Genomic DNA, 13190 nt, shown 5'->3' with positions numbered 1-13190 from the left:
AAAATATAAGTGATGATATGTTACTTGGATAAAAGCACTTGATTGGTAGCAAGATATTGATCAATGTATGATTTCATTTGAGATTTCTTTATTGGATCTTTTATTAAATCATATAGTATTACCAAACCATGAGGTCCAAAATCAACTAGTACAGAATTATCTTTCGTAGAAGTACTTTGCCAATCTGATATATTGATTTTTGGGATGCTTTGATCTATGTTTAAGATATTAGCAAAACGTTTTGAAGGTTCACCTCCCCTTGTTTTATAGTATAGTTTTTTAGAATAATTTTTAGAGGCTTCCTGTACGTTAATATCATTGGATGTGATTGATTTTAAACCATTTACCGCAATTGCTATACCTGCTCTGGCCGCTTTGCTACGATCATGATTTGTTGTTTGCGCCTGAAAAAAGATATCTAATTTAGCTCCTGTATAAATATCCACCGTAACGTGTGTGCCGTAATCGTGTACTATTTGTTCCGGTGTTTTTATTTGTAGATCCTTCAGGAAATTTTGGGTTACATAATTCGTAAGTAAATCTGTTGTTGCGTTGATTCTGAATCTTTTTTGCTTAATTAAAATATTGTAGCTTCCATAAATAAATTTCGGATCGAAATAACTGTGATTATTAATTACAGCAGATTTGAAAGGACTTGATATCGTCTTTCCATATAATAGCATTTGATCAGTTGCGCTCACTTTTCTTGAAATCACTTTTGAAAAAGCTGCAGCATCTTCACCATATTCATCAGAATATTCCTGCGTCAATGTATTTTCATCAACTAATCTTGCGCTTTGCTCTGTTTTAAATTTATCAATATCAAGAACTTTAAAGCCCGTAGAGTTAGAATTTGCATATTCGCCAGTAACATTATAACCATATCCTAAAGCATTGTAGTAACCAAATTCCTTACTATCTTCAAGTGATATCGGATTTTCATTTGAAGTTTCGGGGGTCGTTTCAATAACTTCATCACTAGAGCAGGATGACATAAAAAGAATAAGCGAGGTGCTTATGCAGAATAAGATTTGTTTCATCATAATTTTTTATCGCGACAAAAATAACATTAAATCAAAAAAATGGGAAATAATGAGGTCTGATAAAAGTCATGACAAATCATTTTGTAATGTAAAAATGAAAGTAACTCAAACAAAAAACTGCCCCGATTTGAGGCAGTTTCTGTTTTTTATATTAAATAATCTTAATGATTATCATATTTTCTATCCATTACAAAGTCTTCCATGAACTTTGTAGTGTAGTTTCCTGCAAGATAATTTTCGTCATCCATTAATTGTCTGTGGAAAGGAATCGTTGTTTTTACTCCTTCAATATAAAACTCTTCCAATGCACGTCTCATTTTAGCAATTGCTTCTTCACGGGTTTGAGCCGTAGTAATTAGCTTTGCAATCATAGAGTCGTAATTAGAAGGGATCGTATATCCTGAGTAAACATGAGTGTCTACTCTGATTCCATGTCCCCCAGGGATATTTAATCCTGTTATTTTTCCTGGAGAAGGTCTGAAGTCAGCATATGGATCTTCAGCATTAATTCTACATTCAATTGAATGTAATTTCGGGTAATAATTGATTCCTGATATTGGAGTTCCTGCAGCTAACAGGATCTGTTCCCTGATCAAATCATAATCAATTACCTGCTCGGTAATAGGGTGTTCTACCTGGATCCTTGTGTTCATTTCCATGAAATAGAAATTTCTGTGTTTGTCCACCAGGAATTCGATTGTTCCCACACCTTCGTAACCAATGAATTCAGCTGCTTTTACTGCTGCCGCACCCATTTTCTCACGAAGTTCATCGGTCATAAACGGAGAAGGAGTTTCTTCTGTCAATTTTTGATTTCTTCTTTGTACAGAGCAATCTCTTTCAGAAAGGTGACAGGCTTTACCATATTGATCTCCTGCAACCTGAATTTCGATATGTCTAGGCTCTTCAATTAATTTTTCCATGTACATACCTCCGTTTCCAAAAGCAGCTACAGCCTCCTGAATGGCAGAATCCCAATGCTCCTTAAGATCTTCTGCTTTCCAGACAGCTCTCATTCCTTTTCCACCTCCACCGGCAGTTGCTTTGATCATTACAGGATATCCTGTTTCTTCAGCAACTTTCACTGCATGCTCATATGATTCAATAAGACCGTCAGAACCTGGAACACATGGCACACCTGCAGCCTTCATGGTTGCTTTGGCGTTCGCTTTGTCACCCATTTTCTCAATTTGTTCTGGGGAAGCACCAATAAACTTGATCCCATTTTTCTGACAGATTCTAGAAAAATTCGCATTTTCAGATAGGAATCCATAACCAGGGTGAATTGCATCTGCATTAGTAATCTCTGCAGCAGCAATGATATTTGGAATTTTAAGGTATGAGTCTTTGCTCATTGCAGGACCAATACAAACTGCTTCATCGGCAAATCTTACGTGAAGACTGTCTTTATCTGCAGTAGAGTAAACTGCAACGGTTTTGATCCCCATTTCTTTGCAAGTACGAAGAATACGCATTGCAATCTCGCCACGGTTGGCTATTAATATTTTTTTGAACATCTTCTTCAATTTGAAAATTAGATAATTTGAAAATTAGATAATGTTATTTTAATGTAGAATTTAATCTAACATCCAATGTCTAACATCTAACTTCTAAATTAAGATGGATCTACTAGGAATAAAGGTTGGTCGTACTCTACAGGAGTAGCATCGTCTACCAATATCTTAACGATTTTACCGCTGATCTCAGATTCTATCTGATTGAATAATTTCATTGCTTCAATTACACAAACGATTTTTCCGTTGGAAACTTCATCACCTACATTTACAAAAACGTCTTTATCTGGAGATGGCTTTCTGTAGAAAGTACCAATCATTGGAGACTTAATAGTTAAATACTTGCTGTCATCAGAAGCTGCTTCTACTTTTTCAGTTGGGGTAGTGGCAGCAGGAGTTTGTACAGGAGCTGCTACTTGCTGAGGAGCAGTGTGGTAAACTGCTGGTTGTGCATAGTTTACTTCGCTTCCTGCTAATGGAGTTTTAATAGTGATTTCGAAATCTTTAGTCTTGTATTTAACCTCTGAAACTTCGGCTTTAGATACAAACTTGATAAGATTTTGTATGTCTTTAATGTCCATAAATTTGATATTTGATTTTGAGCCAAAGATACCAAAAAAACATAAAAAACAACAAAAAATCGCCCAATTTTGATGAAATTGGGCGATTTTTGTATTAAAATGAGTTTTTTTTAAATTTACCTCTTAGTTTTCTTCAGTAGTTTCCACTGTTTTCTCTAGTACTACTTTACCTCTATAGTAAAGTTTTCCTTCATGCCAGTGAGCTCTGTGATAAAGGTGGTGTTCACCTGTAGTTGCATCTTTCGCTAATTGAGGAACTACTGCTTTGTAGTGAGTTCTTCTCTTATCTCTTCTTGTGGACGACTGTCTTCTCTTTGGATGTGCCATTGTGTAATAACTTTTTTAATTTGATGAGCGATGAGATTTTTTTCATCATCTCATCATATTTAAATTATTTTAATTTTTATCTTTTAATTTTTTTAAAGCTTCCCATCTTGGGTCACTCTCATGTTCTTCCTCTTCCTTTTCTTCAATATCTTTAGGACTGAACTGGTCCAAAATTTTTAAATCTTCATCACTTACGTCAGGAGATACTTTTTTCATAGGTATGGAAAGTACTACATTTTCGTAAATCAACTGTGCTACATTGAAAGCGTGGTCCGAGCTTGGAATAGTAATAACGTTTTCGTCACTATCATCATATTCTTCTCCAAACTTGACCAGGACTTTAATTTCATTTTCAATCTGATGGTCAAAATCGGCGCTTGTAATATCGCAAACCAATTCTACGGTTCCATCAATTTTTATTTCAAACTCTAAAAAAGTAGTATGCTTTTCCAAAAGAACATCTACTGTTATTCTAGGATTTGTAAATTCCTGTTCAGTGTCAAATAATTGAAAGAACGATTGGTCTATCTCAAATTTGAACTGATGCTTGCCGTTTTTTAATCCGGAAAAGCTTACGTCATAGTTTCTTAACTTGTCCATAAAATGAGTGTGCAAAAATATGCATTTTTTTTATAATTACAAATAAAATATCAAACAAATTAATTTTAAATGTGTTTGGAAGAGTTATGCTTCATTTTCATCAGGAAGATCTTCATCTATTCCATTATCTACAGCCATTTTTCTTGGCTGCATCCTATTGCTCATGAGATCGTTATATTCGCTTCTGTTCTTAAAAATTTTAATAGCTGTAAAAATAGCTTCTGTAAAACTCTGTTCATCGGCGATATTTTTTCCTGCAATATCATAAGCGACTCCATGGTCGGGAGAAGTTCTGATAAAAGGTAGTCCTGCAGTATAATTTACACCTTCTTCATAAGCCAGTGTTTTGAAAGGAGCAAGGCCCTGATCATGGTACATTGCTAAAACAGCATCGAAGTTTTTATATTTATTGGGTTGGAAAAAACTGTCCGCAGGAAATGGTCCGAAAGCTAAAACTCCATTGTCTGAAAGTTCTTTGATGGCTGGTCCGATGATCTCTATTTCCTCGCTGCCAATTACTCCTCCGTCTCCGGAATGGGGATTCAGTCCTAATACGGCAATTTTTGGTTTTTGAATACAGAAATCTTCAATTAAAGTTTGGTTTAAGGCTTTGATCTGTTTTTTGATTTTTTCTTTCGAAATACTTTCGGCCACCTTAGCTAAAGGAATATGATGCGTAGAAACGGCTACTTTTAAATCATCCGTTACTAAAAACATTAAGCCTTTTTTATTGAATTTTTCTTCAAAATATCCAGTATGTCCAGCATGTTTAAAGCCTAGTTTCATCATTTCATCCTTATTGATAGGCGCGGTAACAAGTACGTCAATGTCTCCTTTGATTAAAGCTTCTGTAGCAGCCTCCAGAGAGGATATTGCCATTTGGGTGGATTCTTCGGTAGGAGTTCCCAACTCTACATTAGAATTTTCCTTGGCAAGATTGACCATATTCAGTTTTCCCGTCTGAGCCTGAGAGGCTTCATTGATATAATTGAAATTAAGATTCAGTTTGAAAATATTCTTTTGATAGGTAAATAATTTCCCGGATCCGAAGATTACAGGAGTGAAAAAATCTGTGATCGTTTTGTCTTTCAAAGACTTCATAATGATCTCAGGGCCGATGCCATTGAAATCACCTATTGAAATTCCTACTCGTACTTTATAGTTTTTTGGACTCATTTTGATTATCTTTGAAGATTATAATTTTACAAATTTAGCAAAAAATAATATGTTCACAGGAATTATTGAAGCAGTTGGAGTTATTGAGAAAATTGAAGAAAAAGGAAGTAATATCGACTTTACATTAACCTGCCCTTTTACCAATGAGTTAAAAATAGATCAAAGTCTTGCACATAACGGATGTTGTTTGACGGTTGTGGAAATTAAGGATGACCAATATGTTGTAACAGCAATTAATGAGACTCTGGAAAAGACTAATCTTGGAAAATGGGAAGTGGGAACAGTGGTAAATCTTGAACGTTGTATGAAGATGGATGGCAGACTGGATGGGCATATTGTACAGGGACATGTGGACAAGACAGGTGAGGTTGTAGGAATCGAAAATAAAGACGGGAGCTATTTCATTACAGTGAAATATGATAATGACGGTGATTTTGTAACAGTACCTCAGGGATCAATTACTATGAATGGAATAAGTCTTACCGTTGCTAAAAGTGAGGATTTCCAATTTTCTGTCGCGATTATTCCATATACCTGGGAGTTTACGAATATGCAATATTTAAAAATAGGTGATAAAGTTAATCTTGAATTTGACATAATTGGTAAGTATATTGCTAGGTTAATTAAAAAACAGAATGGCAATTAATAAGTACAAAGGATATAGCTTGAGGAATCGAGTGTTTTTCGGTTTCTTGCTGGTATGTCTTTTAAGTGTTGTTGCTTCATCCCTCGTTCCTTACTTTGTTTTGAGAAACCATTCTTTGCAACAAAGCAAAATTGACATGCAGGAGAAAACCAGTGCTGTAATGCGCTTTCTGGATTATGAAGTAAGCAGTACGGTACTCGAAACTAAAGATCTCCCTCAGGTTTTAGGAAATAAAATTTTTGAAATTGCAGATATCAATCAGCATGATATTGTGATTTATGATTTGAAAGGACATTATCTTCTTTCCAACAGAGATCAGGGGTTAGTATCTCAAAAATCAATTCCCGTAGATATTGTTAATCGAATCCTGGCGACTGATGCCAGAGTGGATATTAAAGGATATGATCAGGCAAAGGATGCGGTATTCACATCCTCTTATATGATCCTAAAAAATAATGTTCTGGAGCCTATAGGAATTGTATATATTCCTTTGTATCATAATGAATCCGCTTATCTGGAAGTGCTTCACCAATATGTTAAATATATCCTTTTGGTTGATTTCTTTCTTATTATATTCAGTATCTGGATTAGTTGGGTAACCTCAAACAGTTTGGCTAAAAATATTACGAAATTCTCTGATATGATTACGCGTATTACTCTTTTTGAGAATGAAATGCGTCCTATCAGATATTATAAAAATGATGAGCTAAATGCTTTGGCAAGAGCTTATAACAGAATGATACTTCAGATTCAGGATCAAAAAGAAAGGCTTAGGTTCAAAGCATCAGAGGAAGCGTGGAGAGAAATGGCGAAACAAGTAGCCCATGAAGTAAAGAATCCTTTGACTCCTATGAAACTTACCATCCAGAATTTTGAAAGGAAGTTTGATCCTCAGGATCCTAATGTGACGGAAAGGGTGAAAATGATGAGTAAAACGATGGTTGATCAGATCGATTTGATTGCTACCGTAGCCTCTGCTTTTTCAGAATTTGCGAAGCTTCCCGAAAAAAATAATGAGACCATCAACCTGAATGCAGAGGTTGCTGATATTCTACGTGTTTTCAGTGATGACAGTGTTTTCGTTCATACCAACAAGGCAAATATCATGATCAACATGGACAGGATCTATCTTTCCAGGATTATTACCAACCTTGTTACCAATGCAAAGCAGGCTCAGAGCGAAGATAGAAAATTAATTATCAATGTTGATATAGAGCAGCATCAAAGAAGAGTAATGATCTCTGTGCAGGATAACGGAGTAGGTATTCCGGATAATATGTATGAAAGGATTTTTGAACCTAATTTTACGTCAAAAAACAGTGGGATGGGATTAGGGCTCTCCATGGTAAGAAAAATGGTGGAAGATTATAAAGGTGAAATTTCTGTAAAATCAGAAGTTGATAAAGGTTCTACATTTACTATAACACTACCGACCAATCTATAGTGAAACCTTTTAAGTTTAAGCAGTTTGATATTCAGCAATCCCCGGATGTTTTTCGTGTAGGGACTGATGGTGTTTTGTTAGGTGCTTTAGCTAGTGTCGATCGGGCAGCCAAAGTTCTTGAGGTAGGAACCGGTACAGGCTTGATATCTTTAATGCTTGCTCAAAGGAATCTTAATGCTGTGTTTTTAGGGTTGGATATTCAGATTGGTGCTGTTGAATTAACCCGGAAGAATTTCCGGAATTCGGTTTTCAGTGAAAGATTGAAAAATATTCATCAGGATTTTAAAACTTTTGAATCAAAAGATACATTTGATCTTATTGTTTCCAATCCTCCGTATTTTGAAGAGTCTGATTCCGGTAAGGATAAAATTGCCAGGCAGACAATTGAGTTGAATTTCAGAGAACTAATCTCCAGAATTCCGTCGTTGTTGTCTGAAAAGGGTGTTTTTTCGGTGATCATTCCTGTTGAGGTGGGAGTGGATTTCATTGGTCTTGCAAAAGAATATCATTTGTTTTTGTTCAGAAGAATTCAGATCAAAGGAATTGAACATTCAAAAGTTAAAAGACTGATATTGGAATTTTCAATAAGGGAAGGTGAGGCCGAAGACTCTGAATTGGTGATAGAAAAAAGTCCGAGAAAATACTCGGACCAATATTTAGAACTCACTAAAGAGTTTCATGTTTTTAGTAAATGAAAATTATTCGAATAATTCCGTGGTATCAAGTACGGATACCTTTCCATCTTCACATCTGATCGCTTCACCAGGGAAGTTTTGGATCATATGATAATCGTGAGTAGCCATCACTACAGCAGCTCCGTTTTCCAAAGCAACCTGCTTAAGTAAAGTCATGATTTCATTAGAAGTTTCCGGATCAAGATTTCCGGTAGGCTCATCTGCAAGAATAAGATCCGGATGATTTAATAAAGCTCTTGCAATAGCTATACGCTGTTGCTCTCCTCCTGAAAGTTCGTGTGGCATTTTATGCTTTTTGCTCTTCATGTTCACGCTTCCAAGAACTTCGTTGATACGGTCTTCCATTTTGATTTTATCACTCCATCCTGTAGCCTCAAGGACAAATTTTAAATTCTTTTCCACTGTTCTGTCTGAAAGTAACTGAAAGTCCTGGAAAACAATTCCTAATTTTCTTCTCAGGTTAGGGATGTCAGACGTTCTCATTTTAGCAAGATCAAAACCTACTACATCACCGTGTCCTGAAGCCAATGGAATATGCCCGTACAATGTCTTTAAAAGTGAGCTTTTTCCTGATCCTGTTTTTCCGATAAGATAGCAAAATCTTCCTTTTTTAATATTGAGATTAACGTCAGAAAGAACAGTAAAGTTTTTTTGAGCAATCTTTGCATGTTGTAAACTTATAATGCTATCTCCTGAGATATTTGTATGTGGCATAATTTAATTTTAAGAGGGCGATTTCTAAAAAAAATCTTTTCAGATTTTAAAAATAGAAAAAAGAAACTTAAAGAACCTAAATTTTAGTAAATTTTAACAACAAAAAATGCCTGAAAAACTTCTTTTCAAGCATGATTTGTATATGATAATTTCGAGATTATCTCTTAGCGCGAGATGCACTTATCGTTAAACTCTTTCTGCCTTTAGCTCTTCTTGCAGCCAAAACTCTTCTACCGTTTGGCGTTGACATTCTTTCTCTGAAACCGTGTTTGTTTCTTCTTTTTCTTTCTGATGGCTGGAATGTTCTTTTACTCATTACTATATATTTAAATCGTAATTATCTATTTATTTTTCAGGTTGCAAAGATAAATATTTTTTTAGAAGTTACAAATTTATATTGTTTTTTTTTGAAATTAATTTAAGCGTTTCTGAAGGTGATATTAGAAAAGTTCACTATAAATAGAGTCCCTCAGCTTATTTAAATTAATGTATGTCTCATTTATTTAAAAGCTCTATCTTTGGAGACTCAAATTTAAAGAACATAATGATGTTTACACCTACTGAACTTTTAGAAATAAAGAATCTTCTTACGCCTGAAAATAAAATAGTTATCCTTACCCATTATAATCCGGATGGAGATGCTATTGGTTCCAGTTTAGGATTAAAACATTATTTGCACGCAAAAGGCATAATGGCAGAAGTGGTTGTGCCTAATGATTTTCCTAAATTTTTGAAATGGATGCCTGAAGCCAGAAAGAATATCGTTGCTGAATATAAAAGAAAGGTTGCATTTGATCTTATTAGTGATGCAGATGTTATTTTTTGCTTAGACTTCAATTCACCTTCACGAATTGGCATTCTTGGAGACTGGCTGGTAAAAGCTACCGCAAAAAAAATTCTCATTGATCACCATCAGCAGCCTGAAGAGTTTGACTATGTATATTCAGATACCATTATCCCTGCAACTTCCCAGATGATCTATCATTTTATTGAAGCAATGGAGGATGAGGATTTGGTTAATAAAGATATTGCAGAGTGTCTTTATACCGGGATCATGACTGATACGGGAGGGTTTCGTTTCCGCTCAACAAGCGCTACGACACACCGTATTATTGCTAACCTCATTGAAAAAGGAGCTGATCCTTCCGTTATTACATCCAATACTTGGGATACCAATACCGTTTCCCGTCTGCATCTTTTAGCTCTGATATTAGGAAGAATAGAAGTGGTAAATGACGGTACAGTAGCTGTTTTATACTTAACAAGAAAAGAACTTCAGGAATATGGCTTCCAAAAAGGAGATACTGAAGGTTTTGTTAATTATGGATTAAGTATTATCGGAGTGAAGATGTCTGCATTTTTCATGGAAGACCTGTATGAAGATTTTATCAAAATTTCTTTCAGAAGTAAAGATGATGTTGATGTTAATAAGTTTTCAAGGAAGTATTTCAATGGAGGAGGGCATATCAACGCAGCAGGAGGTAAATCAAATGATTCTTTACCGGATACTCTTGAAATATTTAAAAACAGAGTGGCTGAAGAGAATTTGTAAAATGAAACAGAAGAAGGGAGATACGAATCAAATAGCATTAAACCTGGCTTCAATTGTCAATTTTTAATTTTCTGTATCCCTTGTCTTCCAGTTCTGCACATGTATATTCATACACCTGCTGAAACATTTCATCCATATATTTTTTGTTAAATAAGCTGAACTTTGTCATTTTAGGAGGATCAAGAAAGATCTTACATGAATTCACTTTAGAATAAACCGATTTTGCAATGGCTAAATGGAGAATTCTATCAAATTCCTTTAGCAGACTCATTTTTTTAAGTTCATCATAACTGATCGAATTCACATGTGATGCAATCAGGAAATCGCATTTATCAATGATTGGTTCTATGGGTAAGTTGTCTAAAACGCCACCATCTACATATATTTTTTCTCCAATCCTTACGGGTGGAAGTATAAAAGGAACGCTTGAAGATGCTAAAAGGGGTTGAAAAAGTGGTCCTTCTGAAAAGAAGCTTACAATGCCGTGGGTCATTTCTGTTGCAGCCACATAAACGGGGATTTTCAGGATTTTAAAATCATCCTCAGGAAAGTGATCTGTAAATAGTTTTAAAATAAAATTTGAGCTGAAAATGCCATTTTTGGAAAGTTTTAAATAAGACCTGGAAAAAAAAGTGGTGCTTTTTACAATGTCCATCATCTCATCGGGAGTTTTTCCGAAAGAATAAAAAGCGCCAACAATAGAACCGGCGCTGGTACCTGAAATAATATCGGGTTTAAGATTGAATTCTTCCAACGCTTTTAAAACAGCAATATGGGCAATTCCACGCATGCCTCCACCGGAAAGTGTCAAGCCGATTACGGGTTTCTTTTTGTTGAAGGAGAATAAGCTCATTGAGAAAATTAATCTTCACTAATATACAAGAAATTTCAGAACCTTAATTGGGCTTATTGAGGATAAAATAGCTTGACTGTATTTAGTAATAATATGGCTCGTGTTGGAAAACAAAAAGCCTAAATGTTTATAAAACTAAGTTTTTCGGCATATTATGAAGAAGTTCAGTATTAATGATCTCTGCACAAATTCCTGGTTTTTCCCAATGTCCGTTATGTCCGCAATCCAGAATGTATGATTTTATATTCGTCCTGTCCGGAAGGTTATTGATGGTTGTTTCTGTTTTTACTGCATTATCATGCTTTCCTGAGAGGACTAATATTTTAGCCTCAAGATTTTCCAGAACATGTTTTTTATCCGTTCGTTCTACCATTCCTTTTACGCAGGCTAATGCTCCCATATTATTGGTAGACAATGCAACTTCCAGAGCTGTTTCTATTTTGCCTTCAAGAATATCTCTTTCGTTAGGGTTGAATAAATTAGGAACTCCGGCCTTTGCATAATTAGGGAATGCTTCCTGAATAATTCTGTAGCTTTTTATGCGTTGTTTTTTCTTTTCATCATCATCCGGAAAGTAGGTGGAAAAAAATAAGGTAAGACTTTTTATTGATTCGGGATATTTTTCAGCAAATGCCAATGAAGTATAGCCTCCCATAGAATGTCCTAACAGGTGAACTTTTTCAAGCTTTTGATCGTTTAGAACCTTTTTTACTTCATCAGCCATAAGCTCCATCGTATGAACGTCAGCCAAAATTTCTGATTTTCCGTGACCAGGGAGATCTATTTTTAAAAGGGTGAAATTTTTAGATAAGTGCGGCTCCATATCACTCCAGATAGAAAGATTTTCCATGAAGCCATGGAGTAGTACTAAAATTTCCTTTCCGTTTCCTGTTTTTTCAAAATTCAGCATGTGTTCAGAATTAAAAGTGAATATCGATATAGTCTACAAATCCTGAGCCGTTTACCATATCCTGAAGCCTCCAGGTTTTTCCGCCGTCTTTAGATAAGAAAGTTTTTGTACCCTTTCTTATATCTATTTTCCCGTTTTCGTTTTCAGAGATGCTTTGCGAAATACTTCCTGTGAAATTCATATGCTTGTCGGAAACAACTTTCATATAGCCTTCAATATGTACATGATCTTTCCCTGATTTTATATCTCCAAGAACTTTATAATGATCCTTTTCACCCTCTGTTTTTTTGAAATTGACAGAGCCTGCTTTTTTGATGAGATTATGCGTGAATTTATGATCTCCGCTAAAGTCTTTGAAATGGTTTTTACTTCTAATGCTGTCATTTATTTTTGTACGGGCAGCATTAATAGAATCGATAATTTTGACGCTGTCTGTATGGTTTGGGGTTGATTGTGTTTCTTTTTTTGAACAAGAAAAAAGTAGGGCTGTAATTGCCGCGATCATTAGTATATTTTTCATCGAAGAATAAAAATTGTATTCTCAAAAGTAAATAAAAAAGAGCATTATTATAATGCCCTTTCTGTTTTATTTTATTAATTCTTCATAAACTTTCTTTTCCCAAGGTTTCATGTCGGTGATTCCATAACGTTCCTTTTTAGAGATGGCAATGTTGTCCAGCATATCTACAAAATTTTTATAATTAGAATCATCTGTAGGTTCAATGATAATTGTGAAATTATCTTTTATAGGTGCGTCATTGTAAGCCTTCGAAATGATTTTTGAAATATTAACCCCATTATAATCGGTTTCTTTGAGATTGCTGGTGTTTAAATCTCCTTTTGCCTCCTGATGATAAAATATCCTATTATCCTTTCCGATAATAAATGTAACCTGGTTTTTGTTGTCAACTACATTTGTTGGTGGAGTTGGGCTTTTTGCCGGCAATCCCAGATCCATTACATTGGGTTTTGTAAAATTGGTTGTAAACATGAAAAAGGTTATTAATAAAAAACCTAAGTCTACCATTGGAGTCATGTCCACGCGGATTAATTTTTTCCGTTGTTTTCCTCCTGATTTTTCTTGTGCGATAACTTCAGCCATAAGTACAATTTTTAAATGTTAAACGGTTATTTG

The 13190-nt window shown here is 35.0% G+C and carries 16 protein-coding genes; 4 read left to right on the top strand and 12 right to left on the bottom strand.

The window, feature by feature from the left end:
* Positions 1-20: 20 nt before the first annotated feature.
* The 6 genes from ACNFU2_RS11860 to pdxA all read right to left on the bottom strand — a co-directional run bounded on the left by ACNFU2_RS11860 (position 21) and on the right by pdxA (position 5241).
* A complete protein-coding gene (locus ACNFU2_RS11860; RefSeq protein WP_418121810.1) occupies positions 21-1043 on the bottom strand; it encodes an MAC/perforin domain-containing protein in 1023 nt (340 codons plus the stop codon).
* A gap of 161 nt (positions 1044-1204) precedes the next feature.
* Entirely contained in the window at positions 1205-2560 is a 1356-nt protein-coding gene (accC, locus tag ACNFU2_RS11855) for an acetyl-CoA carboxylase biotin carboxylase subunit (RefSeq protein WP_172280855.1), read from the bottom strand.
* Positions 2561-2658: 98 nt separating this feature from the next.
* Positions 2659-3138 (bottom strand): acetyl-CoA carboxylase biotin carboxyl carrier protein, encoded by a 480-nt coding sequence (gene accB / locus ACNFU2_RS11850; protein ID WP_172280853.1) that lies wholly within the window; start codon positions 3136-3138, stop codon positions 2659-2661.
* Positions 3139-3261: 123 nt separating this feature from the next.
* Entirely contained in the window at positions 3262-3465 is a 204-nt protein-coding gene (rpmF, locus tag ACNFU2_RS11845; protein WP_172280851.1) for a 50S ribosomal protein L32, read from the bottom strand.
* Positions 3466-3534: 69 nt separating this feature from the next.
* Positions 3535-4065 (bottom strand): YceD family protein, encoded by a 531-nt coding sequence (locus ACNFU2_RS11840; protein ID WP_172280849.1) that lies wholly within the window; start codon positions 4063-4065, stop codon positions 3535-3537.
* 84 nt (positions 4066-4149) lie between these two features.
* Complete coding sequence (gene pdxA / locus ACNFU2_RS11835) at positions 4150-5241, bottom strand: 4-hydroxythreonine-4-phosphate dehydrogenase PdxA (RefSeq protein ID WP_345991708.1); 1092 nt, start codon at positions 5239-5241, stop codon at positions 4150-4152.
* Between the two features lie 49 nt (positions 5242-5290).
* On the opposite strand from pdxA, the gene ACNFU2_RS11830 reads away from it, so the two are divergent.
* From ACNFU2_RS11830 to ACNFU2_RS11820, 3 genes are read left to right on the top strand one after another with little or no spacing between them, the layout of a single operon-like run.
* On the top strand, positions 5291-5887 hold the full coding sequence (locus tag ACNFU2_RS11830) for a riboflavin synthase (protein WP_418121806.1): 597 nt from the start codon (positions 5291-5293) through the stop codon (positions 5885-5887).
* The gene (locus ACNFU2_RS11825) at positions 5877-7331 is read left to right on the top strand and encodes a sensor histidine kinase (protein WP_172280843.1); all 1455 of its coding nucleotides are present in this window, start codon (positions 5877-5879) and stop codon (positions 7329-7331) included. Before ACNFU2_RS11830 ends, ACNFU2_RS11825 begins: the two co-directional genes overlap by 11 nt.
* On the top strand, positions 7331-8026 hold the full coding sequence (locus ACNFU2_RS11820; RefSeq protein ID WP_306614920.1) for a tRNA1(Val) (adenine(37)-N6)-methyltransferase: 696 nt from the start codon (positions 7331-7333) through the stop codon (positions 8024-8026). Before ACNFU2_RS11825 ends, ACNFU2_RS11820 begins: the two co-directional genes overlap by 1 nt.
* A 3-nt stretch (positions 8027-8029) precedes the next feature.
* Here ACNFU2_RS11820 and ACNFU2_RS11815 read toward each other — a convergent pair whose 3' ends face one another.
* The gene (locus ACNFU2_RS11815) at positions 8030-8740 is read right to left on the bottom strand and encodes a cell division ATP-binding protein FtsE (protein ID WP_172280839.1); all 711 of its coding nucleotides are present in this window, start codon (positions 8738-8740) and stop codon (positions 8030-8032) included.
* Between the two features lie 157 nt (positions 8741-8897).
* On the bottom strand, positions 8898-9056 hold the full coding sequence (gene rpmH, locus ACNFU2_RS11810; protein WP_172280837.1) for a 50S ribosomal protein L34: 159 nt from the start codon (positions 9054-9056) through the stop codon (positions 8898-8900).
* Between the two features lie 231 nt (positions 9057-9287).
* Between rpmH and ACNFU2_RS11805 the strand changes: the two genes are divergently transcribed.
* The gene (locus ACNFU2_RS11805) at positions 9288-10292 is read left to right on the top strand and encodes a DHH family phosphoesterase (RefSeq protein WP_273651065.1); all 1005 of its coding nucleotides are present in this window, start codon (positions 9288-9290) and stop codon (positions 10290-10292) included.
* Positions 10293-10341: 49 nt separating this feature from the next.
* Here the strand turns inward: ACNFU2_RS11805 and ACNFU2_RS11800 are convergent, their stop codons facing one another.
* The 4 genes from ACNFU2_RS11800 to ACNFU2_RS11785 form a co-directional block, all read right to left on the bottom strand.
* Positions 10342-11145 (bottom strand): patatin-like phospholipase family protein, encoded by an 804-nt coding sequence (locus tag ACNFU2_RS11800; RefSeq protein ID WP_273649714.1) that lies wholly within the window; start codon positions 11143-11145, stop codon positions 10342-10344.
* Between the two features lie 127 nt (positions 11146-11272).
* Entirely contained in the window at positions 11273-12055 is a 783-nt protein-coding gene (locus tag ACNFU2_RS11795; RefSeq protein ID WP_273649712.1) for an alpha/beta fold hydrolase, read from the bottom strand.
* 10 nt (positions 12056-12065) lie between these two features.
* Positions 12066-12575, bottom strand: coding sequence for a hypothetical protein (locus ACNFU2_RS11790; protein WP_418121802.1), 510 nt, complete (start codon positions 12573-12575; stop codon positions 12066-12068).
* 66 nt (positions 12576-12641) lie between these two features.
* Positions 12642-13157 carry a biopolymer transporter ExbD gene (locus tag ACNFU2_RS11785; RefSeq protein WP_273649708.1) on the bottom strand — a complete coding sequence of 172 codons (516 nt, stop codon included), beginning with the start codon at positions 13155-13157 and terminating at the stop codon, positions 12642-12644.
* Positions 13158-13190 lie beyond the last annotated feature (33 nt).

The sequence above is a fragment of the Chryseobacterium sp. PTM-20240506 genome (assembly GCF_048296755.1).
In the GTDB taxonomy this organism is placed as follows: domain Bacteria; phylum Bacteroidota; class Bacteroidia; order Flavobacteriales; family Weeksellaceae; genus Chryseobacterium; species Chryseobacterium proteolyticum.
Note: the sequence above shows the minus strand (reverse complement) of the source record. Positions and strands in the feature narration are given on the sequence as shown.